25 protein-coding genes, 1 other RNA gene and 2 pseudogenes are annotated in these 25,203 nt (G+C 65.5%); 10 read left to right on the top strand and 18 right to left on the bottom strand.

Annotation, left to right across the window (positions count from 1 at the left end):
* Positions 1-110 precede the first annotated feature (110 nt).
* From LN450_RS12965 to LN450_RS12955, 3 genes are all read left to right on the top strand, one after another.
* On the top strand, positions 111-833 hold the full coding sequence (locus LN450_RS12965) for an alpha/beta fold hydrolase (protein WP_014089440.1): 723 nt from the start codon (positions 111-113) through the stop codon (positions 831-833).
* A gap of 102 nt (positions 834-935) precedes the next feature.
* On the top strand, positions 936-1,367 hold the full coding sequence (locus LN450_RS12960) for a nuclear transport factor 2 family protein (RefSeq protein ID WP_008572574.1): 432 nt from the start codon (positions 936-938) through the stop codon (positions 1,365-1,367).
* A 150-nt stretch (positions 1,368-1,517) separates the two neighbouring features.
* Entirely contained in the window at positions 1,518-2,549 is a 1,032-nt protein-coding gene (locus LN450_RS12955; RefSeq protein ID WP_011346485.1) for a SphA family protein, read from the top strand.
* 166 nt (positions 2,550-2,715) lie between these two features.
* On the opposite strand, the gene LN450_RS12950 is transcribed toward LN450_RS12955, so the two are convergent.
* Positions 2,716-3,390, bottom strand: coding sequence for a GntR family transcriptional regulator (locus LN450_RS12950; protein WP_005917283.1), 675 nt, complete (start codon positions 3,388-3,390; stop codon positions 2,716-2,718).
* 233 nt (positions 3,391-3,623) lie between these two features.
* Between LN450_RS12950 and LN450_RS12945 the strand changes: the two genes are divergently transcribed.
* The 3 genes from LN450_RS12945 to LN450_RS12935 all read left to right on the top strand — a co-directional run bounded on the left by LN450_RS12945 (position 3,624) and on the right by LN450_RS12935 (position 5,958).
* Positions 3,624-4,520, top strand: coding sequence for a gallate dioxygenase (locus LN450_RS12945; RefSeq protein WP_011346486.1), 897 nt, complete (start codon positions 3,624-3,626; stop codon positions 4,518-4,520).
* Positions 4,521-4,530: 10 nt separating this feature from the next.
* Entirely contained in the window at positions 4,531-4,890 is a 360-nt protein-coding gene (locus LN450_RS12940; protein ID WP_011346487.1) for a protocatechuate 3,4-dioxygenase subunit alpha, read from the top strand.
* A gap of 66 nt (positions 4,891-4,956) precedes the next feature.
* Positions 4,957-5,958 carry a LysR substrate-binding domain-containing protein gene (locus LN450_RS12935; RefSeq protein ID WP_008572588.1) on the top strand — a complete coding sequence of 334 codons (1,002 nt, stop codon included), beginning with the start codon at positions 4,957-4,959 and terminating at the stop codon, positions 5,956-5,958.
* A gap of 177 nt (positions 5,959-6,135) precedes the next feature.
* On the opposite strand, the gene LN450_RS12930 is transcribed toward LN450_RS12935, so the two are convergent.
* The 7 genes and pseudogenes from LN450_RS12930 to LN450_RS12900 form a co-directional block, all read right to left on the bottom strand.
* Positions 6,136-7,614, bottom strand: a complete 1,479-nt coding sequence (locus LN450_RS12930) for an AMP-binding protein (protein ID WP_011346488.1) — start codon at positions 7,612-7,614, stop codon at positions 6,136-6,138.
* A 203-nt stretch (positions 7,615-7,817) separates the two neighbouring features.
* Positions 7,818-9,287, bottom strand: a complete 1,470-nt coding sequence (locus tag LN450_RS12925; RefSeq protein WP_011346489.1) for an aldehyde dehydrogenase — start codon at positions 9,285-9,287, stop codon at positions 7,818-7,820.
* 83 nt (positions 9,288-9,370) lie between these two features.
* Entirely contained in the window at positions 9,371-10,198 is an 828-nt protein-coding gene (locus tag LN450_RS12920) for a p-hydroxycinnamoyl CoA hydratase/lyase (RefSeq protein ID WP_008572593.1), read from the bottom strand.
* A 45-nt stretch (positions 10,199-10,243) separates the two neighbouring features.
* The gene (locus LN450_RS12915) at positions 10,244-10,717 is read right to left on the bottom strand and encodes a MarR family winged helix-turn-helix transcriptional regulator (RefSeq protein WP_008572595.1); all 474 of its coding nucleotides are present in this window, start codon (positions 10,715-10,717) and stop codon (positions 10,244-10,246) included.
* A 137-nt stretch (positions 10,718-10,854) separates the two neighbouring features.
* A pseudogene (locus tag LN450_RS12910) lies at positions 10,855-11,264 on the bottom strand (EF-hand domain-containing protein).
* 200 nt (positions 11,265-11,464) lie between these two features.
* Positions 11,465-12,187 (bottom strand): hypothetical protein, encoded by a 723-nt coding sequence (locus LN450_RS12905; RefSeq protein ID WP_011346491.1) that lies wholly within the window; start codon positions 12,185-12,187, stop codon positions 11,465-11,467.
* Positions 12,188-12,268: 81 nt separating this feature from the next.
* Positions 12,269-13,174: an SMP-30/gluconolactonase/LRE family protein gene (locus LN450_RS12900; protein WP_008572599.1), complete on the bottom strand. Its 906-nt coding sequence runs from the start codon at positions 13,172-13,174 to the stop codon at positions 12,269-12,271.
* A 123-nt stretch (positions 13,175-13,297) separates the two neighbouring features.
* Between LN450_RS12900 and LN450_RS12895 the strand changes: the two genes are divergently transcribed.
* Positions 13,298-14,407, top strand: coding sequence for a Gfo/Idh/MocA family protein (locus LN450_RS12895; RefSeq protein WP_011346492.1), 1,110 nt, complete (start codon positions 13,298-13,300; stop codon positions 14,405-14,407).
* Between the two features lie 497 nt (positions 14,408-14,904).
* Here the strand turns inward: LN450_RS12895 and rlmM are convergent, their stop codons facing one another.
* The 3 genes from rlmM to LN450_RS12880 are packed head-to-tail and all read right to left on the bottom strand — an operon-like array spanning position 14,905 to position 16,928.
* Positions 14,905-15,948, bottom strand: coding sequence for a 23S rRNA (cytidine(2498)-2'-O)-methyltransferase RlmM (gene rlmM / locus LN450_RS12890; RefSeq protein WP_011346493.1), 1,044 nt, complete (start codon positions 15,946-15,948; stop codon positions 14,905-14,907).
* A gap of 39 nt (positions 15,949-15,987) precedes the next feature.
* Positions 15,988-16,548: a nucleoside deaminase gene (locus tag LN450_RS12885; protein ID WP_011346494.1), complete on the bottom strand. Its 561-nt coding sequence runs from the start codon at positions 16,546-16,548 to the stop codon at positions 15,988-15,990.
* Positions 16,548-16,928, bottom strand: a complete 381-nt coding sequence (locus tag LN450_RS12880) for a hypothetical protein (RefSeq protein WP_046932418.1) — start codon at positions 16,926-16,928, stop codon at positions 16,548-16,550. The genes LN450_RS12885 and LN450_RS12880 overlap by 1 nt, the downstream gene beginning before the upstream one ends.
* Before the next feature lie 265 nt (positions 16,929-17,193).
* Here LN450_RS12880 and LN450_RS12875 point away from each other — a divergent pair.
* A non-coding RNA gene (locus LN450_RS12875) (sX9 sRNA) lies at positions 17,194-17,268 on the top strand.
* A gap of 13 nt (positions 17,269-17,281) precedes the next feature.
* Here the strand turns inward: LN450_RS12875 and LN450_RS12870 are convergent.
* The 4 genes and pseudogenes from LN450_RS12870 to LN450_RS12855 all read right to left on the bottom strand — a co-directional run bounded on the left by LN450_RS12870 (position 17,282) and on the right by LN450_RS12855 (position 20,647).
* The gene (locus tag LN450_RS12870; RefSeq protein WP_162012997.1) at positions 17,282-17,491 is read right to left on the bottom strand and encodes a hypothetical protein; all 210 of its coding nucleotides are present in this window, start codon (positions 17,489-17,491) and stop codon (positions 17,282-17,284) included.
* 103 nt (positions 17,492-17,594) lie between these two features.
* On the bottom strand, positions 17,595-18,524 hold the full coding sequence (locus tag LN450_RS12865) for a DMT family transporter (RefSeq protein WP_011346497.1): 930 nt from the start codon (positions 18,522-18,524) through the stop codon (positions 17,595-17,597).
* Between the two features lie 11 nt (positions 18,525-18,535).
* Positions 18,536-18,784, bottom strand: a pseudogene (locus tag LN450_RS12860) (hypothetical protein).
* A 123-nt stretch (positions 18,785-18,907) separates the two neighbouring features.
* Positions 18,908-20,647, bottom strand: coding sequence for a glutamine--tRNA ligase/YqeY domain fusion protein (locus tag LN450_RS12855; protein ID WP_011346499.1), 1,740 nt, complete (start codon positions 20,645-20,647; stop codon positions 18,908-18,910).
* Between the two features lie 416 nt (positions 20,648-21,063).
* On the opposite strand from LN450_RS12855, the gene LN450_RS12850 reads away from it, so the two are divergent.
* Together LN450_RS12850 and LN450_RS12845 are read left to right on the top strand one after the other, a co-directional pair.
* Positions 21,064-21,705, top strand: a complete 642-nt coding sequence (locus LN450_RS12850; protein WP_008572606.1) for a glutathione S-transferase family protein — start codon at positions 21,064-21,066, stop codon at positions 21,703-21,705.
* A 1-nt stretch (position 21,706) separates the two neighbouring features.
* The gene (locus LN450_RS12845; RefSeq protein ID WP_014089453.1) at positions 21,707-21,937 is read left to right on the top strand and encodes a putative signal transducing protein; all 231 of its coding nucleotides are present in this window, start codon (positions 21,707-21,709) and stop codon (positions 21,935-21,937) included.
* Positions 21,938-22,031: 94 nt separating this feature from the next.
* On the opposite strand, the gene LN450_RS12840 is transcribed toward LN450_RS12845, so the two are convergent.
* From LN450_RS12840 to LN450_RS12830, 3 genes are read right to left on the bottom strand one after another with little or no spacing between them, the layout of a single operon-like run.
* Positions 22,032-22,496, bottom strand: a complete 465-nt coding sequence (locus LN450_RS12840; RefSeq protein WP_003487509.1) for a response regulator — start codon at positions 22,494-22,496, stop codon at positions 22,032-22,034.
* Positions 22,493-24,403, bottom strand: a complete 1,911-nt coding sequence (locus tag LN450_RS12835; protein ID WP_008572609.1) for an ATP-binding protein — start codon at positions 24,401-24,403, stop codon at positions 22,493-22,495. Before LN450_RS12835 ends, LN450_RS12840 begins: the two co-directional genes overlap by 4 nt.
* A complete protein-coding gene (locus tag LN450_RS12830; protein WP_008572610.1) occupies positions 24,400-25,107 on the bottom strand; it encodes a helix-turn-helix transcriptional regulator in 708 nt (235 codons plus the stop codon). The genes LN450_RS12835 and LN450_RS12830 overlap by 4 nt, the downstream gene beginning before the upstream one ends.
* Positions 25,108-25,203: the final 96 nt, after the last annotated feature.

Here is a 25,203-nt window from a genome sequence, read left to right as displayed (position 1 = left end):
CCGGAATCGGCGTCGGCGGCTGTCTGTCATGCCTTGATATGCCTTTGATGCTATAGCGAAGGCAGCAGGTTCCATACGACGTGCGTGGCTGCCATGGCTACAGTCGCGCCATGACCTCGTCTGCGCCTCCTTCGTCCAAGCCGGCAGTGCTGTTGTTGTGCGGCCTGCTGTGCGACGCCGCCATCTGGCAACCGCAGCGCGTCGCGCTGCGCGATCTGGCCGATGTGCAGGTGATGGATTTCGCCGGCTTCGACAGCATCGCGCAGATGGCCGCGCATGTATTGGACGTTGCGCCGCCGCACTTTGCGCTGGCGGGACATTCGATGGGCGGGCGGGTCGCGCTGGAAATCATGCGCCAGGCGCCAGCGCGCGTGCTGCGGCTGGCCCTGCTCGATACAGGCATCGCGCCGCGCCGCGACGGCGAACGCGAAGAGCGGCTTGCATTGGTGCGACTGGCGCATGCCCAGGGAATGCAGGCGCTGGCTCAGCGCTGGTTGCCGCCGATGCTGCACCCCGATCACCGCGCCGATGGCGCGTTGATGGATGGCTTGATGGCCATGGTGCAACGGCAAAGCGCGCAAAGTTTTGCTGGGCAGACCAATGCCCTGCTGGAACGCCCCGATGCGGCACCGGTGCTCGCGCACATCACATGCCCGACGTTGTTGGGAGTCGGGCGACAGGACGCGTGGAGCCCATTGGCGCGGCATCAGGACATGGCACGACACATTCCGCAGGCGCGGCTGGCGATTTTCGAACACTGCGGGCACATGGCGCCGGTGGAAGCACCTGCCGCCGTCAGCGACGCGCTGCGCGACTGGTTGCAGGCCGCGTGATGGCGCGCCCGCCGAACGCATGGGACTACGGGGCCACTGCTGCCGAAACACGCAGTTCGCCGGGTGTCGAGATTGCCTTGGTCACGCCTTGAGGAACGCTGCATGCACGACGACGTCTCGATCATCATTGCCTGCGAGCAAGCGATCCGCCGGTTCGCGCTGTGCAACGACCGCCATGATCATGCCGGCCTGGCCGCGTTGTTCACCGACGATGGTGTGTTCGCGCGTCCCAGTGCACCGGATGCGCCCGTGCGGGGGCGCGAGGCCATCTTGCAGTCGTTTCGCGAGCGTGCGCCGCGCACCACGTGCCACCTGATGCTCAATACCTTGGTCAGCGTCCAGTCGCACACGCTGGCGCACGCGCACAGCCATGTCCTGCTCTACACCGCCGGCGATACCTCCGCAGCGCCGCCGTGGACGGCGCAATCGCCGGCATTGCTGGGCAGCTTCGAGGATGTGCTGGTGCTCGAGCAGGGGCGCTGGTTGTTCCAGCAACGGCTCGGGTCGCTGCTGCTGCGGGTCGGCACCGGCTGAGTCGGCGCATCCGGGCTGCAGACAACACCGTTACCCATCGCTGTCCCGATGGCGCATGTCGCGTGCCGCCGTCTTTGAGTCCTGTTTTCTCCCCCTCCCCGTCGCGTCGCATCGCAGTCATCCATTCCCTTTGCATCGGAGATTCGCCTAGTGGAACGCGTCCGTTCGTCTGTTCGTTGTGGTTCGGTGTTGCCGCATGCGCTGTCGCCTCGTCAACCTGCGCTGATCATCGCTGCCTTGCTGGCCGCAGCGTCGCCAGCAGCGTGGGCGCAGGCCGTGCCGGAAACCGCGGCGCCACCGCAAGGCATCAATTTGGGTGGCACCAGTTTTCTAGATGGCTTCAGTTCCATGAAGCCTGGATGGACGGCCATCGAGTATCTGCGGTACTACGATTTCGATGCGATCAAAAATGCCAACGGCGATAATTCGCCGGCGTTCCGCGACCCCAACGTCGGGGTCAGCGTCGCGTTGACCCAGCTCATCTACGTCACGCCCTACACCTGGAAGGGCGGTTCGTTGAGCTTCAATGCGATCGTGCCGCTGGTCAATTACGACACCTCCGTCGCTGCCGATAGCCCGGTGCGCTTGAGCAGCAATGGCTTGGGTCTGGGCGATATCTCGTTCGGGCCGGCGCTGCAGATGCCGCCGGTGATGCGCGATGGGCGGGTGCTGTTCTTCCAGCGATTTGCCATCGACGCCTTCGCGCCCGTGGGCAAGTTCGATCGCGATGTCGCCATCAACCAGAGCACCGGTTTCTGGTCGGTCGCACCGCATTGGGCCTTCACCGTGCAACCCAGCGACAACTGGGAAATCAGCGGGCGGCTGAATTACCTCTACAACTTCCGCACCAGCCGCGCCGGCGGTGTGCCGCCGATTCCCGGGTTCCGTTTTCGCAACGGCCAGGCCGGCGATGTGCTGTGGGCAAACTTCGCCAGCTCGGTCAAGGTCACCGAACAATTGCGTCTGGGCATCAATGGGTATTACCTGCAGCAGTTAAAGAACAACCGCACCAACGACCAGAGCATTCCCGACAGCAAGCGCAGGCAGTTCTACGTTGGTCCCGGGTTGTCCTGGCGGTTCGACGAAAAGAACCTTCTCAACTTCAACGTTTACCTCCCCATCGAGGTCGAGAACTCGGTGGCGGGCAATAGCTACAACCTGATGATTGTGCACTCGCTGTAACGTGTGCGGGTCATGTGTCCTGCATTGCCTGTGCCGCGGTGCCGGCATGTGGACGATGCTGATGCGATGCGATCCGTCACGCGAACCTGCTTGCGCGGGAGGTCCGGCCTCATCGCTCAAGCCGGGTGCTTGGCGCGCAGGGGTATCGACGAGCAAAGCGCTCGTCTCACAGTCCCATGCTGTGCCGTTGCGTGTTGGCGTGTTCGCGGAACAGCAATTCCGCGCGTGCGCCATCGCGTTGCTCGATGGCCGAGACGATCGCGCCGTGTTGCCTGTGTCCGTAAAACAGATCGTCGTAGGCAAGCGCGGCAGTGCGTTGGCCGAACACGACGTTGACCGGGCTGACGAACGGCACCAAGGTGCAGCGCTCCACCGTTTCGGTCAGGATCGGCTTGTTGGCCGCCTCCACGATGGCGCGATGGAAACGGGCATTCATTGCGCCATATGCCTGCTCGTCGTCGGCACGGAGATTGCGGCTGGCCAGGATGCGGTCGCCTTCGCCCAGGCAGGCGTACAAGGTGGCGAGCAACTCGGCGGGGGCGCCCCGTTCGGCGACGGTGCGCGCGGCCATGCCTTCCATCACTGCGCGCACCGCTAGTGCATCCAGGCTTTCCTGCTGGCTGAAGCGCCGCACGGCGTAACCACGGTTGCCTGCCTGCACCAGCAGGCCTTCCTGGCACAACGCCGGCAGGGCCTGGCGGATCGGCGTGCGCGAAAGCGCCAGGCGCTCGGCCAGTGCCGCCTCGGTGAGGCGCTCGCCCGGCGCGAAGGTGCCGCACAGGATCAATTCGCGTAGCTGCTGGATCGCTTGCAATCGGTGGTTGTTCGCCATTGGCTCCATTCTCTCGCGCCATACCGCAGCGCACGTTCCTTCGACAGGGAAAACTCGCACTTACGTGTATAAAAACCTTGCGGATGAGATCGCTTGATGGCAATTTGGATCCCAAGGATACCGTTTTGGCGATCCGAAGTCGTTGGTCGTCCTTTGTTGGGATCCATTGCGTTGCAGATCCCAATCACCCACTGATGCGCGCCTGCCCCGACCGGGCCCGGCCCGCGTCGCAGGAGCACAACATGGCAAGCATCATCGGCGGTATCGGGACCTCGCACGTTCCCACCATCGGGGTGGCCTACGACAAGGGCAAGCAGCAGGACCCGGTATGGAAACCGTTGTTCGACGGCTACACGCCAGTGGCCGCGTGGCTGGCCGAGCAACGGGCCGACGTGCTGGTGTTCTTCTACAACGACCACTGCACGACGTTCTTCTTCGATCTGTATCCCACCTTCGCGCTGGGCGTGGGCGAACGCTTTCCGGTTGCCGACGAAGGCGCGGGGCTGCGCGAGCTGCCGCCGATCCGCGGCGACGTGCAGTTGCAGGCGCATATCGCCGAATGCCTGGTCAATGACGAATTCGACCTGACCGTGTTCCAGGACAAGCCGATCGACCACGGCTGCGCAGCGCCGCTGCCGCTGCTGTGGCCGCATGTGCCGGACTGGCCGGGCACGGTGGTGCCGATCGCCATCAACGTGCTGCAGTACCCGCTGCCGACGGCGCGGCGCTGCTATCGCCTGGGCCAGGCAGTGCGCCGCGCGATCGAATCGTATCCGGAAGATCTTCGGGTGGTGGTGGTGGGCACCGGTGGGCTATCGCACCAGATCCATGGCGAGCGCACGGGCTTCAACAACACCGAATGGGACATGGAATTTCTGGACCGGTTCCAGCATGCGCCCGAGACACTCACCGATCTCACCCACACCGATTACGTGCGCCTGGGCGGTGCGGAGAGCGTGGAGCAGATCATGTGGCTGGCGATGCGCGGCGCGCTAGATGGGCCGATCCGCAAGCTGCATCAGAACTACTACCTGATGACCACCACGGCGATGACCGTGGTGCTGTACGAGCCGGGCGAAGAAGCGGCCGGCGCGCCGCGTTCGGCCGAGCTGCTTGCGCGCACTGCCGCTGCGGCCTGAGGAGGTGCTGATGAATCCGCAAACCCATGGCATGGAGCAGATCGGCGGCACGTACCTGTTCGATCTGCGCACCAGCAATCGCGCGCTGCGCCTGAACCGCTTTTTCTGGCACATGATCCGCGCCCCGTGGCGCGATCGTTTCTTGCAGGATGCAGAAGCATTGATGCAGGAAGCCGAACTCACCGAGCAGGAGAAGGCGCTGATCCGTGCACGCGACTGGCTGGGCCTAGTGCAGTACGGCGCCAACTTCTTCGTCATCGAAAAATTTGCGCGCGTGGTGCGCATGACCAATCTGCAGGTCTACGCCATCATGCGCGGCGAATCGTTCGAAGACTTCATGCAGACGCGGCGTGTGCCCCATGCGCGCTGAGCCGGGCGTATCGGCTCAGCGCCGCATCGTCGCGTTACCCGACTTCCCAACCCAAGGTCTCCCCCAATGACCATGTCCTCCGTGTTCTTCGAACACCGCATCAAGGTGCGGCACCTGCGTGTCATCGAGGCGCTGGACCGACAGAAAAGCCTGTTGCGCGCCTCACGCGTCTTGAATGTCACCCAGCCTGCGCTCACGCGCGCTTTGCAGGAGATCGAAGAGATCGTCGGTGCGCCGCTGTTCGAGCGGCATTCGCGCGGCGTTCGCCCCAACGCGATGGGCGAGGTGCTGGTGCAGACGGCGCATGTGGTACTTGGGCAGCTGCGACGCGCCCAGGACACCTTCGAAGGGCTGCTGCAGGACGATGCGCTCACGATCACCGTGGGTGCCTTGCCGGTGGCGGCCAGCGGTCTGCTGCCGGCGGTGCTGGCCGCGCTGTATCGCACCGAGCCCACGCTGCGGGTGCGCCTGCTGCACGGGCGCACCGATGAGCTGTTGCCCAAACTGGCCGGTAACGAGATCGATCTGGTGGTCGGGCGGTTGTATCCGCTGGCCCGCTACGACGCACTGATTCGCAAGGTGTTGTACCAGGACCCGATTGCGCTGGTGGCGCGCAGCGACCACCCGCTGTTCGCCAATGGGCCGGTGCGCGTTGCCGAGGCGGTCGCGTACCGGCAGGTGCTGCCGACCCTGAGCCAGCATGTCGAACGCGACGTGGCGCAGGTCATGCGCGAGCACGGTCTTGCAACGCGCGACCAGTTGCGTTCCAGCTCGGCCAGTTTCACGCGCGAGATCCTGCTCGGCACCGACAGCATTGCGGTGATGCCGAGCATGATGGTGGCCGGCGACATCGCACGCGGCGAGTTGCGTGCCTTCCAGCTGCAGCAGCCCTCGCAGGCGCGCGCAGGCGGGGTGATCTATCGCGATGGCGCCGCAATCCACAAGCCGGGCGTGCGCTTGCTGATGCGCGAGCTGGAGCACCAGCTGGCCCTCATGGCCGAACAGGGCGCGGTGTGGGTGGACGACCGCGTTGGCGAAGACGATGTGCTGCTGGATGCCTCTGCGTGATCGCGTAAGGCCGGCGCAACGCGCGGCGCTTCGCGATTCCTGCTGAGCTGCATCAACGCGCAACGGGTTGTCGCGCGCGGCTGCACACGGCGGGTCGTGCGCCGCGCCACAGCAACGGGCAGCCCAGGCTGCCCGTTGCAGTTGGCGGTGCGCATGCGCGCCCGATGCGACGGCACCTCAGGTGTCACTGGCCAAGGTGTCCTTCAAGCGCGCTTTTTGTAATTTGCCGGTCGCCGTGCGCGGCAAGGCATCCACCAACCGCAGATGCTTGGGCACCTTGTACTTGGCCAGCCGTGCGGTCAGATAGGTGCGGATCTCCTCCAGGTCCGGCGCCGCAGCGGCCGGCACGATCGCCAGATAGCCCACCTCGCCCCACTGCGGGTCGGCCAGGCCGACCACTGCGCACTCGCGGATGTCCGGATGGTCTGCGAGCAACGCTTCGATCTCTGCCGGGTACACGTTCTCGCCGCCGGAAATGAACATGTCCTTCTTGCGGTCGACGACCCAGAAGAAGCCGTCGGCATCGCGCTGCACGATATCGCCGGTACGGAACCAGCCCTGCCCATCGAGCACGTCGGCGCTCGCGTGCGGGTCGCGCCAGTAACCGGGGCTGAGGTTGGGACCGCGCAAGAGCAATTCACCGGGAACGCCCGCCGGGCAGTCGTTGCCGTGGTCATCGACCACGCGCGTCTGCACCGATGGCGTTGCGATGCCGGCCGCGCCCAGCTTGTTGCGGATCACATCGCAGTCCACCGACATGCCGAACACCGTGCCGGCTTCGCTCATGCCGAAGCCGCAGACCATCGGGATGCCATCGTCCAGCCAGCCAAGCAGATCGTCGCTGGCGTGCGGCGCGCCGCCGCTGACCAATGCGGTGAGGTGGCGCAGCGCTGCGGCATCGAAGCCGGGCTGATTGCGAAATGCCTGCATCATCTGCGGCACGCCGACGTAATGCGTGATTCCCAGCGATGGATCGGCAAGCCAGCCCAACGAGCGTTTGGGCTCGAAGCCATTGGAGACCTGGATCGAACCGCCCACCGCCAGCGCCGAGCGCACATTGGTGACCAGGCCGATGATGTGGAACATCGGCGCTTCGCACAGAAAGCTGCTGCGTGCGTCCACGCGTGTGGTGACGCCGAAGTTATGCGCGGCATGCTGCAGGTTCTGCTCGCTGAGCATCACGCCCTTGGGCTGACCCGAGGTGCCGGAGGTAAACAGGATCAGGCTGACACGATCCGGCGGAATCGATGGCGTGTCGGCAGGCTCCAGTGCATCGGCGCTCGCGATAAAGCCTGCCAAGGCTTCCATGTCCGTGCGACCGGCAGCGACATCGTCGCCCAGCAATACGCGTGGCTCTGCGCGTTGCAGCAGCGCATCGAGCTCGCTTGCGCTCAACCGCCAGTTGAGCGGTACATAGATCGCGCCGACCCGCCCGCAGGCAAAGTGCAAGGCCACCTGCCACACCGAATTGCGCGCCAGCACGGCGAGCCGCTCTCCATCGACGCAGCCACGCCGGCGCAACAAGGCCGCCAGGCGGCCCACCAAGGCGTCCAGTTCGGCATAGGACCATTTCAGGCCCAGCACTAGGTCGCGTGCGGCAAACTGTTGCGGCGAGAGACGGGCGTGGAAGGCGATCGAATCGGTCGGCATGGCCATGGCGCGGTCTTCTGGAAGAGTGGGAAGTGACTGGTGTGAGTGCGAGTGCTGCGTGCGAAAGGTTTAGATGTCCCGGAGAACGTGATGCGCACGTGGCGGATGCAGCCACGCGTGCGCTGCGCACGGCAGGCACGCAATGCGCTATCGGTTGGCGATGTGTGCTTGCCAGTCCGCACGCAGGCGCGCGTTGTTTCGGCTGTGCGCTAGCTCAGGTAGAGGGTTTTGGTTTCGAGGAAGGCATGCAGACCTTCGATACCGCCTTCGCGGCCGATACCCGAGTGCTTGAAGCCACCAAACGGCATGCTGATATCGACCCACATGCCGTTGATCGCATGACTGCCGCTGCGCACGCGGCGCGCGATGCGATAGGCGCGTTCGGCGTCTTCGCTGTAGATGGTGCCGTGCAGGCCGTAGTCGCTGGCTTTGGCCTTGGCGATCAGGTCGGCTTCGTCGTGGTAGTCGATGAAGCTCACCACCGGTCCGAAGATTTCCTCGCGCGCAATGGTCATGTCCGGCGTCACCTCGGCAAACACCGTCGGTTCGACGAAGAAGCCGCGCGACAGGTGTGCCGGGCGGCCTCCCCCCATGGCCAGGCGTGCGCCCTGCGCCTTGCCTTTGGCGATGTAGGACTGCACACGTTCGAGCTGGCGGCCCAGGGCCAACGGGCCCATCCCGGTGTCTTCCGCAAACGGGTCGCCCAGCTTCACTGCGCTCAATGCCGCGCAATATGCCTGCAGGACTTCTTCGCGGCGCTGCGCCGGCACCAGGACGCGCGTCAACGAGAAGCACACCTGTCCGGCGATCGGCATGGAGTAGGGCACCAGGGTGGGCAGCACCTTGGCGATGTCGGCGTCCTCCAGCACGATTGCTGCCGATTTACCGCCCAGCTCCAGGCCAACCCGTGCCAGGCGCTCGGCGCAGGCGATGCCGATCGAGCGGCCGGCCTGGGTGGAGCCGGTGAAGCTGACCTTGTCCACGTGCGGGTGGCGGATCAATTGCTCGCCCACTTCGCGGCCGGCGGGGAGCAGGTTGAACACGCCATCGGGCACGCCGGCGGCGCTGATGCACTCGGCCAGGATATAGGCATCGATCGGCGTTTCCGGCGAGGGCTTGGCCACCACCGTGCAGCCGGCAGCCAGCGCGGCGGCGACCTTGTAGCACAGCAATACCAGCGGCGCGTTCCAGGGCGTGATCGCGGCGACCACGCCGACCGGCTCCTGCACCACATGCACGCGGCCACCGTTGGGGCGCACACGTGGTTCGACGAATGCGTGGGTGGCAATCAGGTCGGCGTAGTAGTCGAATAAATCCGGCGCCTGCTGCGAGGCGCGCTTGCTGAAGCCAAGGGTCGCGCCGACCTGGCCCGTCCATGCTTCGGCCAACTCCGGCATGCGTGCACGCAAGTGGTCGGCCACCCGCTTGAGTGCCACGCTGCGCGCTTGCGGGGAGAGCTGCGGCCAGGGGCCGTGGTCGAAGGCGCGGCGTGCAGCTGCGATGGCCGCTTCGGTATCTGCGTGCGAGGGTTCGGTGTAGCGCAGCAGCCGTTCTTCGGTATGCGGCGCGATCACATCGACCGAGCGATCGCCGGTGCTTGCGCGCCATTGCCCGTCGATGAACAGACCCAGGGGACCTCGCGCGGCGATGCCGCGCAGCGTTTCGAATAAGGCTTCCATACTCCCTCCTCGGTGCAGAAAACCACTGGCAGCGCCAGCGATGCACGCACAACGCGCACCGCTTCGGACGCCGTAGGACGCGCTTACGCTCGGTGTTTGCTGAGGTCGTACTCGCCCAGGCCGGGCTTGTAGCTCTTCTCGTCGATGAACTGACGGATGCCTTCCTTGCGGGCGTTGTTGTCGAACGAATTGGCCGCTTCCTGCATGCGCACCAGGTAATCTTCGGCTTCGTCGTAGGTCATGGTGCCGACGCGGCGCACCGCATCCTTGGCGTACTTGAGCGCGACCGGGTTCTTGCGCAGCAACAGTTCGGCCACTTCGCGGGTGCGTGCCTCCAGGCGTTCCAGCGGCACGCTTTCGTTGACCAGGCGCCATTCGGCAGCCTTCTTGCCATCCACCATTTCGCCGGTCAGCGTCATCCACATCGCATCGCGCATCGACAGCAGTTCCACCGCGACCTTGGTGACGCCACCGCCGGGCAGGATGCCCCAGTTGATTTCCGACAGGCCAAACTGCGCCTCATCGGCGGCAATCGCCAGGTCGCAGGCAAACAGCGGGCCGAAGCCGCCGCCGAAACACCAGCCGTTGACCATGGCGATGGTCGGCTTCTGATACCAGCGCAGGCGACGGAACCAGCCATACGATTCGCGCTGCGAGCGCCGCACGCCACGCAGGCCCTGCGCTTCGGTTTCGCGGAAATATTCCTTCAGGTCCATGCCCGCCGACCAGGCGGTGCCTTCGCCGCCGAGCACCAGCACGCCGACGTTGTCGTCGAACTCCAGCTCGTCCAGCACGTCCATCATGCGGCGGTTGAGCGCCGGGCTCATCGCGTTGCGCTTGTCGGGGCGCGCGAACTTCACCCAGGCGATGCGGTTTTCGATGCGAACCGATACCACGTCATGCTCGTTCAAGCGGCGTCTCCTTCGAGTCGTGAGAGTGCTGGTGTGTTGATGGGCTCAGAGTGCTTCGGCCAACGCGGTGTCTGGCGCGGCGGCGCGCTCCAGTGCAGCGCTGGCGTTCAACTTGCAGAGCAGCCGCAGCAGGGTCTGTTGTTCGCTGGCCTGCAGGCCGGTGCAGGTGCGTTCGCCCGCGCGCGCCAGGCAGCCCTGCGCAACCAGCAGCGTGCGCTCGCCCGAGTCGGTGAGGTACAGGCCCTTGCTGCGACGATCGCGGCCAGCAAGGCGTTCGATCAGGCCTTGCTCGGCCAGCGCATTGGCGATCTTCATGCCGGCGGCGCGGTTGACCAGCAGACGGTTGCCCAGCTCGGTCTGGTCGCAGCCGGGTTGATCGCGGATGTGGATCAACGCGGTCACGCGCGCCGGGGTGAGCTGTAGCTCGGCCAATTCCTGGCGCGCGGCGTGGCTGGAGGCCAGGGCGGCGAGTTGCAGCTGGTAGCCAAGATCGGCGGCAAGTGAAAGGCGAGCAGTCATCGGTCCGTCCAGATTGTATCCGTTAAATACAATCTAGCCGACCGAAGCGGGCCCTGCAAGAGGGGGCGATGGCGTGATGCGAAGCACAGTGCGCGGCTGCGTAGTACAGCCGCGCCCGCCGTACGACGATCAGCGGATCAGCGGATCAGCCAGCCAGCGAGCTGTTCGCGGGTCAGGTAACCGCTGTGACGGGTGTCGAGCGCGTCGAATTCATCGGCCAGGGCAGGGTTGGCCTGCGCCTCCGCACGGCTGATGCGGCCATCGCCATCGGTATCCATGGCTTCAAAATCGATGCGGTAGCTGCCGACCACGCTGTTGGGCTGGATCGAACGCACGATCACGCTGGATTCGCCGCGCGGGCGCTCCAGTTCGGTTTGATGGGTGACTTCGCCACTGGACAGCGGCTGGGTGCGGATGGCACTGGGCACGTCGATCAGCGGCATGCTGCTGGCCGGCGTGGGCGCCTGCTGCGCCTGTGCGGCAGTGCGGCAGTGCAGAGCAATAGCGACAGCGTGGAGACGAGTGTGGCAAGACTGCGGTTGGTCATCAGATCCCCCTGATGCGGAACAGCCCACAAGCATAGAGCCTGGCGGCCTTTTGCGCTGTGCGTGACGGTGGCGCGCCGCTTGGCGATGGGGATACGCTGTTGGAGTGTCAGAGGCGGCGAACGGGTCTTGTCGCGCTGCTGCATCGTTGCCCTGAGCGAGCACTGCGCATTGCATCGCGCAGTGCTCTGGTTGGCGCCACTCAGCCGGGAATGAAGGGGAAGACGATCTTCAGTAGTCCCTTCAGGCCGCCCTCCGCCGTGCTTGTCACCGCCTTGGCACCCAGGCTGTTGAGTGCGCGGCGCACGTCGTCCCAGCGCAACTGCGCAATGTCCTTCTTGAGCAGATCCGACACCTCTTCTGCGGTGGGCGTGAGCTTCTGCAATGCGCGCACAGTGGCGTGCAGATCCGGTTGCAGGTAGCCCCAGCGCTCGGCGATTTTCAGCAGCGTGTCGAAGCGCACCGCGACCACTTCGCGGTTGCGTTCGTACACCGGCAGCGCACCGACATCGAGAATGGCTTGCTCGAACTGTTGCGCGTCGTCGGGATGTTCGATGCGCACCGCCAAAAAGCCTTCCTTGCGGCTGCGTTCGCTGACATGTTTTGCACCCGAGCGCAGATTGTCTTCGGTGAGCACGTTGGCAACGATGCGCTGCATCGCGGCGTCGCCCTCTTCGGGCACCAGCGAGCGCCAACGCGCATAGCCATCGCGCCGCAGCGCCTTGACCTTGGCCGAGGTCACCCGCAACTGCAATGCGACCGCAGCGTTGGAGCTGTTGCGCGAGATGGCGCCATCGCGTTCGAGCAGCACGAAGATCAACAATTCCAGGTCACGCTTGGTCAGCGACTGGAACCCCTGCAACAGGGTCAGGCGCAGAAATTCGCTGCCGAAGGCGGCCGCGTCCTTCAATTCGATCGGTTGCATGGGGAGTCCTCCACAGGTGACCTGCAGCATGCCAGGACGCTGTTGCGCGGCCTGAGAACCAATGCGACGCACACGCCAGTTTCAGTGTCCGGTTTCGCGCCCGCGACGATCGGACCTGAACGTTTCAACTGCGCCGCGGTCCTGCAAGGTGACGAACACCTGCTTGCCATCGGCGCCGCCGAAGGCCACGTTGCTGGCCTTGCGCCCCTTCAATGCAACCGTGCGCAGCAGCTTGCCCTGCGGCGACACCACTGCAATCTGCCCGGCATCGTAGCGGGCGATGTACAGATTGCCGTCGGCATCGCAGCGCATGCCGTCCATGCCGAAATCGGGGAAGCTGATCAGCAGCCGTTTGTTGCGCAGGCTGCCGTCGCTGCCACGGTCGTAGGCCCACACCTTGCGCGACATGCTTTCATTGACATACAGCTGTTTGCCGTCGGGGCTGACATCCAGGCCGTTGGGCGTGGTCATCCCTGCCTCCAGCAGCCGCACCGCGCCGTCGCGGCCGATGTGCCACAAGCGCCCGCCATTGTCCTTCCAGTTCGGGTCGCTGGCGTAGAAGCTGCCATCGGGCGCCAGCGCCAGATCGTTGGGGCCATCTGCCTCGGGCAATGCCGCGAACGTGCTGACCGCACGCGTCTGCATGTTGACCTGCAGGATCTTGTGGCCGGTGTAATCGGCGACATACATGGTGCCGTCGCGAAAGCGGATGCCATTGCCGGTGCTTCCCTCGGGCAAGGTGACAAACACCTCGGCACGTGCGCCGCCGTCGGCCTGCAGCGCGATGCGCGCGATGGTGCCGTCCTTGCCCAGGTTCACCGCGTACAGCGCGCCATCCGGACCGGTCGCCGGGCCTTCGGCATTGTGTGTGAATGCGCCATCGCCGATCAGATCGCGCGCAACGAAGGGAGTGTCGGCAGCGCTGGCGAGCGAACTGGACAACAGGAGCGCCAGCGGCAGATAGCGAAGATGGGCAACGACGGTCATGCGCAATGCTCCGGATGTGATCGCCAGCAGTGTGCCAGAACGTGCAGCGCGACCATGGCGGTGATCACACCCGATCAAGTAAGGTGCGCGAGCAGTACGCCCACACTCGCGAAGGAGGTTTGCATGTCCGTGGAATCGATCACACGTCGCCGCTTGCTTGCCGCCTTTGGCGGTGCAGGCATCCTGCTGGCTGCACCGACGTGGGCAGTGCCGAAGAAAAAGCCCGGAAAACCGCTCAATGTCGCGTTGGTCGGGTTGGGTAGTTATGCCAGCGAACAGCTCGCGCCCGGCCTGGCGCTGACCAAGCATTGCAAGCTTGCCGGGATCGTCACCGGCACGCCGTCGAAGATTCCGCAGTGGCAGTCCAAGTACGGCATCGCCGACCGCAATGTCTACAACTACGAGAACTTCGATCGTATCGCCGACAACGACGACATCGATGTGGTGTACATCGTCACGCCAACGCATCTGCATGCGCCACTGACCCTGCGTGCGGCTGCCGCGGGCAAGCATGTGTGGTGCGAGAAGCCGATGGCGATGCACGCCGGTGAATGCGAGGCCATGATTGCTGCCTGCAAACGCAACAAGGTGGCGCTGACGATCGGCTACCGCATGCAGCATGAGCCCAACACGCGGCGCGTGATTGCGATGGCCAGCGAAAAACCGTTCGGCGCGATGCAACGCGTGCGTGCCGAGGCCGGGTACAACGGCTATCAAGGCACCGCCAAGGCCGACCGCCCGTGGCGGTTGCGCTCGCAGTTCGGTGGCGGCGCGATGTACGACATGGGCGTGTATCCGCTCAATGCCGCGCGTTACACCGTGGGCACCGAGCCGCTGGCAGTAACGGCCAAGCGCTGGACCGACCGACCCGATCTGTTCGATGAAGTCGACGAGCACATGGACTTCACCCTGGAGTTTCCCAATGCGGTGCGCGCCGAGTGCAAGACCAGCTTCGGCAAGAACATGAATGTGCTGCGCGCCGAATGCGAGCGCGGTTGGTACGAGTTGTCGCCGTTCCAGAGCTACCAGGGCGTGACCGGCAAGGCCAGCGATGGCCGCGTGTTCGACGCCAAGGTGCCGCATCAGCAAGCGCTGCAGATGGACGAAGACGCGCTGGCGATCATGAACGGCACGCCATTACGTGCGCCGGGCGAAGAAGGCCTGCGCGACATCCGCATCGTCGATGCGATCTACCGCTCGGCGCGCGAGGGCAGCAAGCGCATCGTGCTGTAAACGAGCTGGTTCCGGCGGCCAAGTGCCGCCGGGGCCACCGCAATAGCAAGCAGCGGCCCAGGGCCGCCAGGCATGGCAGCACACAGCGGCCAACACACATTCTGACTGTGGAGCGAGCAAGCGGCCAACCGGCCGCGGTGCGTCACGCCCGCAATCAATGGCCGACAGCTGCAAGCAGCACACCAGCGGCAACCAGCGGCCGCAGAAATGTTGATTCAGTGAGAAGAGCAAGCGTCAATTTCGCAAAAGCGAGTCGCGCCAGTCGGGAAGCAATTTCTACTACAAGGCACGGGACCAACCATCACGAGGATTCCCGTTGCACGCCTCAGGCGCGCTTCAAACGCTCAGAGCATCGCTGTGCAGGAATGATTCAAAACGCTCAGTGAACGTCGCGCGGTGGTCGAAGGAATCGACGACAGCATATACAGCCGAACCGGCCAACCGCTTTTACGATTCCCGATTCCCGATTCCCGAATCCCAAATCCCGAATCCCAGCCTCACTCCCGCATCGCCAGTACCGTGATCTCCTCGCGATCGTGATACAGCTGCTTGGCGCGCACGATCAATGATTTTTCTGCCTGTTGCTCGAACAGGTCCAGGCACAGGCGGGTCTCGTCCCAGCGCTTTTTCATCGGCAGCTTGAGGTTGAAGATGGTGTTGCGGCACCAGCCTTCGCGCACCCAGGTGGCCATGCGTTCGGCCACGCGGCGCGGTTGCTCGACCATGTCGCAGACCATCCAGTCCAGCGGCTGCGCGGGCTTCCAGTGGAAGCCGTCGGCGCGCAGGTGCTCCACCAGCCCGGTCTCCAGCACATGCTCGCGCAGCGGGCCGTTGTCCACGCTGGTGACGTGCACGTGCTGCCGCGTCAGTACCCAGGTCCAGCCGCCGGGCGCAGCGCCCAGATCGGCCGCGCGCATGCCCGGCTTGACCAGTGCGTCGCGTTCTTCGGGCGTGAGCAGCGTCAGCAGGGCCTCGTCGAGCTTGAGGGCAGAGCGCGAAGGCGCTTCCGGCAGCAATTTCAGGCGTGGAATGCCCAGCGGCCACGGCGCGCTGTCGGCGTTGTCGGCCACCGCCAGCACGGCGTGGTCGCCGTCGAGAAAACAGACGTGCAACCGCGGTTGGCGCAGCTGCGGCTTGTCGGTGAGCAGGCCGGCCTTACGCAGGGCCGGTCGCAGTGCATTGCCGAAGCTGCGCGCCAGGCCTGCAAGCGGCTTGCCGGCGTCCGAATCCGGGTGTTCCACCCACAGATCGCCAAACCGCTGGTGCCCGTCCAACGCGGCCAGGATCGGCGTGATGCGGTCCTTGGGATCGATACCTTTCAGCTCGGCAATCACCACCAGCTTTTGCCGGGCGAAGATCAACTCGCGCCACTGCAGTTTTGCTGCAAGTTGCGCAGCCTCGTCGCAGACGAACAGCACATAGCCGTCGTTGCGTTGGGTGCGCGCATACCCGGCGATACCGACGAATGCAGCGCGCGCGCTCAGTTCTGCGGCCAGCTCAGGTTCGAAACCCTGCCGGCAATAACACACCAGGCCGCTCATCGCTGCACCTGCAGGAGGGCGCCCGCTGCGCCGGCGACATCAGTAATGGTCACCGCCGCCCTCGCCATAGTTGCGCAGCACTGCACACGCCTGGTCGCGCAGTACGTCGCGCACCACCTCGATGCCGCGGCGGCTCAGTTCACCCACCCAGTCGGCCGGCAACGGGCCTTCGTCGAATTGCGTCAGCGCCATCACGTCGTCGGCGCGCGCGCCGATCAGCAGGCGGTCGATGCCGGCCCATACGGTCGCGCCGTAGCACTGGCAGCACGGCTGCGCGGAGGTGGCCAGCGCCACCGGCGACAGCACATCGTTCAAGCGTGGCGTCTGCAGGCGCTGTTGCGCCAGCATGTAGGCCATGTTTTCGGCATGCGCCAGCGAGGTGGTCTGCGGCACCACGCGGTTCACTGCGGCGGCGATGATGCGATGGTCCGGGCCGAACACCACCGCGCCGAACGGGCCGCCGCTGCGTTCGCGCACATTCATCCGCGACAGCTCGATCGCCAGGGCCACCTTGTCCTCATCGCTGGGATAGGCGCGGCTGTCGTCGACATGCGCGTGGATCCAGTCGGGCAGGGTGAGGTGGATGTGCGCGTAAAGCATCAGTGGACCGTTTCTGTAGGGGGAGTGGCGGGGCGCAGTGTATCGGCCTGCGCGTCCTTTGCGGCACATTGACCGGCCACGCACTGGCAGGCGCTGATCTCGCGGAAGCCGCACACGCTCATCATGCCGCCAGCCTGGCATTGCGCCAGTACGCCGTTGGGGTCGGTGGCGCTGTTGACGTTGACGCAGGCCGGAAACGCACCGCAACAGTTGCCGACGTTCTTCACCGTGCAATCGGCATCGGTGCGGCAAGTGGTGGTGACGACCACCGCTTTGCCGGCTGCCGGGCCGCGTGTCGAGCCGGTCGCCGGAGGTGGCGTGGCGGTATCGGTCGGTGGTGCGGCCACGCAGCCAATCGACCCAAGACAGGCCAGCAGCAACAGCGTGCTCAGACACCGGGACAAAAGACGGGACATGCGGCCGCTCCGATCAGGATAGGTGAGCGGCCATGGTAAGCCCCGGGTGCGCGGAATGTGGCACGCGCAGGATCAGCTAGAAAATTCCGCAATCCAGATCGTGCGCGCGTTGTGGCTGATGACGCTGGCGACGGCGTCGCGTGTGACCGAAACACGCCTGCAGCCTTGGAGCAGCTAACGAAACGACTGTGCAGCCGCCGGGCGGGCGCGGCCGCTGCCCGGAATCGGCATGTACCACGCGTCCACTCCGGTTGCTCCGCGCCGTCGTATCCGCCTGACGACTGCCCGCTAGGTGTTGTCAGCTGCTCTTGGTGAAGTCAACGCCGTCTGCGCAGTGACCGGTGGCAGCGCGTGGCAAGGTCCAGTTGCTGCATGCTTTCGTCGCGGCGATCGCTGGGCAGATCGTCATCCGGCCGACCCGGAAGCAGCGTACAGAACACCTCGGCCGGAGTCGCCGCGTTGGAGACGGGCGGCTGCGGCGAGCAGGCCGCCAGGCCGATCGACAGCGAAAACACCGCGCCGCGCAAGGTATTTGCAGGTGGGCGTAAGCATGGTCGCGGGAGGCACATGGCGGCATCGCTGGCTGATACAGCCTGCAATCTAGGCCGCTGCGTGCATCAGGTACCGGGGTCATTTCGCTTCCGCATGCAGTGCTGCGCACCACAGCACGCCGACCAGCAGGCAGGCGATGGCGGCCAGCTCCAATGGCGTGGGCAGGCGCATTTCCCAGGCGAAGCCGTACAGCAGCGCAAACACCGTCTCGAATACGATCATCTGCCCGACCAGGGTCAGCGGTAGCACGCGGCTGGCACGATTCCACAGCGCATTGCCGATGATCGAGGCCAGGATGCCCAGCAACAGCGACACGCCCCAGAAACTGGCCCACTCGAGCGGTGCATGCGCGGCACTGCCGATCAGGGCCGCCGGCGCCAGCAACAACGCCAGTGCGCCGGTGACCACGCCGGTCAGCAGCGACCAGTCGCCGCCGGACAGATCCGGGCGCCGCAGCAACCAGCGTGCATTTGCGATCGAATAGGCCGACCACGACACCAGCGCACCCGCCGCGCACAGCAGGCCGGCGATCCGGGTCAGGCGATCGCTTGCCTGCTGGCCGGAGTCGTCCTGCACGGTATCCACTGCCACCAATGTCACGCCGATCACGCACAAAACGCAGGGCGCGGCCAGACGTCGCAATTGCACCGCACCGGCGGCACGCGTCCCGATCACGGTGACCACCACCGGCAACAGCCCGATGATCAACGCCGTTGCCGCGCTGCCTGCCCACTGCACGGCGCTGCCAAGCAGCACGTAATACATCAGGTTTCCCATCAGGCTCAAGCGCACCAACGCCCACCATTCGGCAGCGCCCAGCCGGGCAGCGGTCTGCCGCGCGCGTGGCGCCAGCAGCAAGGTCGCCACGGCGCCATACGAGAGATACCGCGCCACCGCCAATTGCAGCGGCGTAAAAGCGCCCAGCAATTGCGGCGCCAGAAACACCAGCCCCCACAGCGCGCCCGCACCGATTCCGCAGGCGACACCCACCATCAAGCGTTCACGCATCGTGCTGTTCCTCAGGGCATGCATTGCAGCGTGCCGTGCGGCAGGGCGTTGATCAAGGCGGGCCCTGCAGACGGATGCAACGCCGCACGCTGCATCAGTGCGCTGTTCCAGCTTCTGTGATGTCGTCGGTCACACGCATGGCGCCGCGTGCGTGCGATGGCGCTGCGCAAATCAATGGGATGCCATCGCAGCGCATGCGCCACCGCCACGATCGTGATGGCCTGAAGCGGTCCACGGCGTGGCAGCCGCTTGCTGCGCATCGGCGTTGCGGCCGAAAGGGTGCGTGACGACGCAGGTGCGGCCTCTGCAGCCGTGCAGCCGCCGCCCAACCTAGGGAGCAGCGACGCCCGCCTTGCAAGAGCGCCGCTGTCTGTCCTGCGTGGTTACTTGGCCCAGGTATCGCGCAAGGTCACGCTGCGATTGAAGACCGGCGTGGCCGCGCTATGGTCGCGACGGTCGGCAACGAAGTAACCGCTGCGTTCGAACTGGAACGCCTGCTCCGGCGCAGCCATCGCAGCGCTCGGCTCCACGTAGCCGCGCACGTTGCGCTTGGACTCGGGGTTCAGATAATCGCGGTAGGTCTTGCCTTCGGATTCGTCGTCGGGCTTTTCCACCGAAAACAGGCGGTCGTACAGGCGGATTTCCGCTTCCACCGCGTGTACGGCGCTGACCCAGTGGATGGTGCCCTTGACCTTGCGGTTGGCGCCTTCCATGCCCGGACGCGATTCCGGATCGAGCCAGCCGCGCAGTTCGACGATCTCGCCGTCAGCGTTCTTGATCACCTCGTCCACGCGCGCAATGCCTGCGCCGCGCAAGCGGATTTCGCCGCCCGGCACCAGGCGCTTCCAGCCCTTGGGCGGAACCTCGGCAAAATCCTCGCGTTCGATCCACAGCTCGCGCGCAAACGGTACTTCGCGTGTGCCGAAGCTCTCGTCCTTGGGGTGGTTGGAAAACTGCAGCGTTTCGGTATGGCCTTCCGGCAGGTTGGTCAGCACCAGCTTGAGCGGGTCGATCACTGCCATGCGGCGCGGCGCCGCGGCGTCCAGATCCTCGCGCAGGCACCCTTCCAGCACCGAGAAATCGATCAGCGAGTTCTGCTTGCTGATGCCCACGCGGTCCACGAACAACCGCATCGCCGCCGGCGTATAGCCACGCCGGCGCAGGCCCTGCAGCGTGTACATGCGCGGGTCGTCCCAACCGTCCACCAGCTGCTCTTCCACCAGCGCGGTGAGCTTGCGCTTGCTCATCACCGTGTAGTTGATGTTGAGGCGCGAAAACTCGATCTGACGCGGCTTGGCCGCTTCGCGCGGTAAGCCCTTGTCCAGCAGCGGCTGCAGCAGTTCCGGGTGACCGGCCAGGTCCACCTTGTCCACGCACCAGTCGTACAGCGGGCGGTGGTCTTCAAATTCCAGCGTGCACAGCGAGTGGGTGATGCCTTCCACCGCATCGCCGAGCGAATGCGCGAAGTCGTACATGGGGTAGATCGGCCACGCATTGCCGGTGTTCTGGTGCTCCACATGCTTGATGCGGTACAGCGCCGGGTCGCGCAGGTTGATGTTGCCGCTGGCCATGTCGATCTTGGCGCGCAGCGTGCGCGCGCCGTCCGGGAATTCGCCGGCACGCATGCGTGCGAACAGCTCCAGGTTTTCTTCGACGCTGCGCTCGCGGAACGGCGAATTGCGGCCGGGCTCGGTCAGCGTGCCACGGTATTGGCGCACCTGTTCTGCGGACAGGTCGCACACGAACGCATGGCCATCGCGAATCAGCTTCTGCGCGGCCAGGTAATACACCTGGAAATAATCCGAGGCGTGGCGCAGTTGTGCCCACTCATAGCCCAGCCAGCGCACGTCGTCCTGGATGGCCACCACGAACTCGGGGTCTTCCTTGGCCGGGTTGGTATCGTCCAGGCGCAGGTTGCACAGCCCGCCGAACTCGGCCGCCAGGCCGAAATCCAGGCAGATCGCCTTGGCATGGCCAATATGCAGGTAGCCGTTGGGCTCGGGCGGGAAGCGGGTGCGGATGACCGTGTGCTTGCCGCTGGCCAGATCCTCGCGGACGATCTGGCGGATGAAGTCTTTCTTCTCCGCCGGGGCGGTGGCGTCGGTGGCTAGGGTCTCGGACATGCGCGCATCAGCAATGGGTAAACCGCAAGTTTAGGCGGTGGCACCGATTAGGGGTAGGCGCGCGGCGCGGCGGGGCGGCTTCCGGGCGTTGGTTTGCGCGGGGTTGGGTCCCGGATAGCCCCTGCAGGCCGTGCCGGCGATGCGTGGATCTGTCGTCGCCGGTTTCACGATGCAACCCACGGCACGCCAGGCGGCGCCGACGGATCTGGCGAGCAGGCGCGGTCGGCGTGCCCGTTGCGCAGCAACCACGGCGCAAGGCCCGCTCTCACCTCGCGCTTGGCCTTTTCACGTTGTTGGCCCGCACGCGCTGCCTTGCGCGCGTGCTGCAGGACCAGGCGTGCCTGCGACCGGGCATGGCTGGCGGGTATCGGCCGCGACGCGTACGCTGCGCCGACCCCGTTGGAGCGCTCCTGCCCATGCCACTGCCCCGTCTGGTGATCGGCGACAAGACCTTGTCTTCCTGGTCGTTGCGGCCGTGGCTGCTGTTGCGACACTTCAGGGTGCCGTTCGAGGAAGTCGCGCTGCCGCTGGCGACGCCCGAATTCCAGGCGCGCATTGCCGGGTATTCGCCGACCCGCCAGGTGCCGGTGCTATGGGACGACGCCCTGCATGTGTGGGATTCGCTGGCGATCTGCGAATACATCAACGAGCGCTGGTTGGACGGCCGCGGCTGGCCGACCGACCTGGCCGTGCGTGCACAGGCGCGCGCGGCCGCGGCAGAGATGCATTCAGGCTTTGCGGCCTTGCGCAGCCAATTGCCGATGAATCTGGCCCGCGCGCCGGGCCCTGCCCAGTGGGATGCCGCGGCCGAGCGCGACATCACGCGCATCCAGGCGCTGTGGGCCAGCCTGCGCGCCGAGCACGGCCATGCCGGGCAGTTCCTGTGCGGGCAGTTCGGCATTGTCGATGCGATGTATGCGCCGGTGGCGCTGCGTTTTTCCAGCTACGGCGTGCCGCTGTTTGAAGCGGCCGGAGATTATGTGGCGGCGCTGGATGCATTGCCGGCGCTACGCGACTGGCGCAATGGCGCGCAGCGCGAACGTGCAGAGCGCAGCTGAGATGCAGATCGCCTACCGCGCCAGTCACCTCATCGATGCGCATCTGGCCAAGCACGCGCTGGAAGATGCCGGCATCACCGCGTTTGTCTTCGGTGAATCGCTGCTGGGCGGTGCCGGCGAGCTGCCCGCCTTCGGCGTGCTGCAGGTCTGCGTGGCAGATATGCATTTGACTCAGGCCCAGGCGGTGCTGGCGGAGATCGGCTTGTGCGGGCAGGTCACGCGGGCGCTGTAGCGCAGCGCCAGTCGTAGGAGCGCACCCGGGCGCGACGAGGCTCTGCCGATAAACGCCACGTCGCGCCCAGGTGCGCTCCTACGATGTATGCGCGTCATTCCTGCTGACGCCACCCCGGCGGCGCTGCATCCGGCGCGGCCAATGCGCGCAGACGCTTGAACAACACGGTGGTTTCGGCCACGTTCCAGACCCGCAGTGCGACTTCGAAGGTATCCAGCGGCTTGGTCAAAAAGTCCTTGGCGCCCAGGCCCAGGGCGCGGTGGCGCGCGCTGCGGCTGGGGTCGGCGGTGAGCACGATCACCGGCAGAAACTGGCCAGGGTCTGACAGCCGCGCCAGCTGTTCCAGCAGCGCGTAGCCGTCCAACTCGGGCATCTTCAGATCCAGCAGGATCAGGTCCGGGGCAAATGCCGAGACCAGGCCCATGACCCGTAGCGGATCGGTGGTGGCGATCACTTGCTGGAAACCTTCGCGTTGCAGCAAGTCTTCGAGCAACCGCACGTTGGCCGGCTCGTCGTCGACGATGAGGATGCGGGAACCGAGAATTTCGTCGCGTGTCATGCCAGCAACCCATCGATTACGGTGAAGAATTCGGCCACGTCGAGCGGCTTGGTCAGATAGGCGCGCACGCCTTGATTGCCCACGCGCGCCAGTGTGGCGGTGGTGGCATCGGCACTGATCACCACCACCGGGATGGCCGCCAGCGCCGGCTGCGCCTGCAATTCGCGCAACAGCTCTTCGCCGTTGCCATCGCTTAGGTGCAGGTCCAGCAGGATCAGATCCGGCGCGCCGTGCTGCAATAGCGCACGCGCCTGCGCCAGGCTGGCCGCCTCGAGCAGCTGCCACTGCGGGCGACGCTCGGTGAGCGTGCGGATCAACGCCTGATTGGATGGATTGTCTTCGATGCTCAACAGCCGGCACACGCCGCTGCCGGCACTGCTTGGCGGTACCAGCGGCCGCGCCGGTTCACTGTGCCGATGCTCGCCCTGCGGCAGCGAAATCCAGAACCGCGCGCCATCGCTGCTGCTGTGCACGCCGATCTGTCCACCCATCGCCTCGATCAAGCGCTTGCTCAGCGCCAACCCCAGCCCGGTGCCTTCCACCGCAGAGCGCTCGGCGCCCAAGCGCTCGAACGGTGTAAACAGGCGGTCGATCTGCGCCGGGGTCAGCCCCGCGCCCTGGTCGGCAACCGTAATACGCACCTGTTCGCCATCGGCCTGCGCGCTCACCTGCACCTGCCCGCCAGTACGATTGAACTTGACCGCGTTCGACAGCAGATTGAGCAGCACCTGGCGCAGCCGCTGCGCATCGGCGCGCACCGTCCACGGTCCGTCGATGGAGGCCGGTTGCAGCGCAATGCCATGCTTGTCGGCATCCGGTGCGATCAGTCCCAGGGCTTCGTGCACGGCCGCGCGTACCGAGACCGGCTCCGGACTCAGATCAAGTTGATCGGCTTCGATACGCGCGATGTCCAGCAGCTCGGTGATCAACCCGAGCAAGTGCCTGCCGGCACCCAGAATGTGCTGCAGATGCCGCCGATGACCCGGCTCGGGCAGATCCATTTCCAGCACCTGCGCATAGCCCAGGATCGCATTGAGCGGAGTCCGCAGTTCATGGCTGCTGCGCGAGAGAAATTCGGTTTTTGCGCGGTTGGCGGTTTCGGCCTCGCGCCGCGCCAGTTGCGCTTCGGCTGCGCGTGCGGCCAACAATTCGCTGGCTTGCGCCAGACGCTGGCCGACCTGGCCCAGTTCGTCGCCGGCACGCGGCTGCGGTGCCAGCGGCAGGCCTTCGCCCAGCCGGTCGGCGTTGGCGGCCAGGGTGCGCAGGCGCCCGGACAATGCCGAGGCGAACCATGCCACCGCAAATACCGCGCCCAGCCCGCCCAGCATCGCCGCGCTCAAGGTGATGATGAGGTTGCGCTGGCGCAGCCCTTGCGCCTTGGCGGTACGCACCTGCAACTGCGCGGTTTCGTAATTGCGCAACTCGCGCAGTTCCGCACGCAGGATGTCGAGTTTGTACTTGCCATCCCACAGTTGCCGGATCTCTTCTTCGCGGCTCAGATCCGGTGCCAGCAATCGGCGCCAACCCTGCATTTTTTCCGCAAAAAGCGGCTTGATGCGCGCAAAGCGCCGCGCTTGGCTGGGATCGGTGATGCGTTGCGAAAGACGGTCGGCCACGCGCTGCAGCCGCGGCTCGGCATCGCGATACGGGGTCAGGAATTCATCGCGCCGCACCAGCCGATATCCGCGCACGCCGGCCGCGGTTTCGGCCAACAGTGCGTGCGCTTCATACAGATCGCTGAGCACTTCCAGGGTCTGCCGCACGTCGTTTTCGGCGGCGATGTTCTGCCGTTCCACGCTGTAGATCGCCATCAACGCAACGGCCAGCAACAGCAGCGGCAGGGTGACCACCGCCAGGCTTTTGCGGGTAATCGGCCAATCGTTCCAACGCACCGCCAATGCATTCATAGCGCAAGTCCGGATTGGACCGCGTACACCGCGGCCTGGGTGCGATCTTTTACCTCAAGTTTCTGCAGGATTCGCTCCACGTGCACTTTCACCGTGCCGGGAGAAATCCCCAGTTCAGCTGCGAGGGTCGCGTTGGTGAGTCCGCGCGGAAGCAACGACAACACCTGTTTTTCGCGCTTGCTCAGCGCGCCCAGACGGTCGTCCTGCAGCGGTTTGCGCCGCCGCGTGGCAATCGGTTTGGCCGGCTCCGCCACCATCGCCGGCAGCAGCAGCGCGAACGCCTGCAGCGCCTGCACGTCGTCATTGCCGGGGGCCGGGCGGCCTTCGCTCCAGGCCACGCAGAGCATGCCGTGCGTGGTGCCCAGCGCGTGGATCGGCACCCTGGCTTCGCGGATGTCGGACGGGCGCGGTGGCATCAACCAGGCCGCTTCCTGGCCGTCGCCGGCGGCGCTGGCACCGGGCGGCAATGCACGGCCGCGGCTGGCCAACACTTGCGCGCGCGGGCCGCGCTGCGCCAGTACTGCGCCGTGTTCCAGGCCCAGCAGCAGCAGCACCCGGCCAAGGACCGCATCGCAGGCCTGCTCGGGGCTGTGCACCTGGCGCAGTGCAACGGCAGCTTCCCACAGCGCCTGCCAACGCGCGCTATCGGAGGCCTCGCGGCGCAAGGCTAGGCGCCAATCGCCAGCATTGGTGGGAGTTTCCATAGGCTCGCTCTAGGCCGATCAGCATATTTGAGTATATGCCACCCGGCAGAATTGTTGGGGCTGCTTGATTTCGATACTGAGCCTGCCCGCTGAGGC

It is taken from the genome of Xanthomonas euvesicatoria pv. euvesicatoria, from assembly GCF_020880415.1.
Lineage (GTDB): Bacteria > Pseudomonadota > Gammaproteobacteria > Xanthomonadales > Xanthomonadaceae > Xanthomonas > Xanthomonas euvesicatoria.
The sequence above is the reverse complement of the archived record's forward strand: the minus strand, read 5'-3'. Positions and strand labels throughout refer to the sequence as shown.

What these genes read in the sequence shown, in the direction of transcription:
- LN450_RS12965 (WP_014089440.1), top strand. Translation starts at nt 111, where the DNA reads ATGACCTCGTCTGCGCCTCCTTCGTCCAAGCCGGCAGTGCTGTTGTTG.
- LN450_RS12960 (WP_008572574.1), top strand. Translation starts at nt 936, where the DNA reads ATGCACGACGACGTCTCGATCATCATTGCCTGCGAGCAAGCGATCCGC.
- LN450_RS12950 (WP_005917283.1), bottom strand. Translation starts at nt 3,390, where the DNA reads ATGGAGCCAATGGCGAACAACCACCGATTGCAAGCGATCCAGCAGCTA.
- LN450_RS12945 (WP_011346486.1), top strand. Translation starts at nt 3,624, where the DNA reads ATGGCAAGCATCATCGGCGGTATCGGGACCTCGCACGTTCCCACCATC.
- LN450_RS12940 (WP_011346487.1), top strand. Translation starts at nt 4,531, where the DNA reads ATGAATCCGCAAACCCATGGCATGGAGCAGATCGGCGGCACGTACCTG.
- LN450_RS12935 (WP_008572588.1), top strand. Translation starts at nt 4,957, where the DNA reads ATGACCATGTCCTCCGTGTTCTTCGAACACCGCATCAAGGTGCGGCAC.
- LN450_RS12930 (WP_011346488.1), bottom strand. Translation starts at nt 7,614, where the DNA reads ATGGCCATGCCGACCGATTCGATCGCCTTCCACGCCCGTCTCTCGCCG.
- LN450_RS12925 (WP_011346489.1), bottom strand. Translation starts at nt 9,287, where the DNA reads ATGGAAGCCTTATTCGAAACGCTGCGCGGCATCGCCGCGCGAGGTCCC.
- LN450_RS12915 (WP_008572595.1), bottom strand. Translation starts at nt 10,717, where the DNA reads ATGACTGCTCGCCTTTCACTTGCCGCCGATCTTGGCTACCAGCTGCAA.
- LN450_RS12905 (WP_011346491.1), bottom strand. Translation starts at nt 12,187, where the DNA reads ATGCAACCGATCGAATTGAAGGACGCGGCCGCCTTCGGCAGCGAATTT.
- LN450_RS12900 (WP_008572599.1), bottom strand. Translation starts at nt 13,174, where the DNA reads ATGACCGTCGTTGCCCATCTTCGCTATCTGCCGCTGGCGCTCCTGTTG.
- LN450_RS12895 (WP_011346492.1), top strand. Translation starts at nt 13,298, where the DNA reads ATGTCCGTGGAATCGATCACACGTCGCCGCTTGCTTGCCGCCTTTGGC.
- rlmM (WP_011346493.1), bottom strand. Translation starts at nt 15,948, where the DNA reads ATGAGCGGCCTGGTGTGTTATTGCCGGCAGGGTTTCGAACCTGAGCTG.
- LN450_RS12885 (WP_011346494.1), bottom strand. Translation starts at nt 16,548, where the DNA reads ATGCTTTACGCGCACATCCACCTCACCCTGCCCGACTGGATCCACGCG.
- LN450_RS12865 (WP_011346497.1), bottom strand. Translation starts at nt 18,524, where the DNA reads ATGCGTGAACGCTTGATGGTGGGTGTCGCCTGCGGAATCGGTGCGGGC.
- LN450_RS12855 (WP_011346499.1), bottom strand. Translation starts at nt 20,647, where the DNA reads ATGTCCGAGACCCTAGCCACCGACGCCACCGCCCCGGCGGAGAAGAAA.
- LN450_RS12850 (WP_008572606.1), top strand. Translation starts at nt 21,064, where the DNA reads ATGCCACTGCCCCGTCTGGTGATCGGCGACAAGACCTTGTCTTCCTGG.
- LN450_RS12845 (WP_014089453.1), top strand. Translation starts at nt 21,707, where the DNA reads ATGCAGATCGCCTACCGCGCCAGTCACCTCATCGATGCGCATCTGGCC.
- LN450_RS12840 (WP_003487509.1), bottom strand. Translation starts at nt 22,496, where the DNA reads ATGACACGCGACGAAATTCTCGGTTCCCGCATCCTCATCGTCGACGAC.
- LN450_RS12835 (WP_008572609.1), bottom strand. Translation starts at nt 24,403, where the DNA reads ATGAATGCATTGGCGGTGCGTTGGAACGATTGGCCGATTACCCGCAAA.
- LN450_RS12830 (WP_008572610.1), bottom strand. Translation starts at nt 25,107, where the DNA reads ATGGAAACTCCCACCAATGCTGGCGATTGGCGCCTAGCCTTGCGCCGC.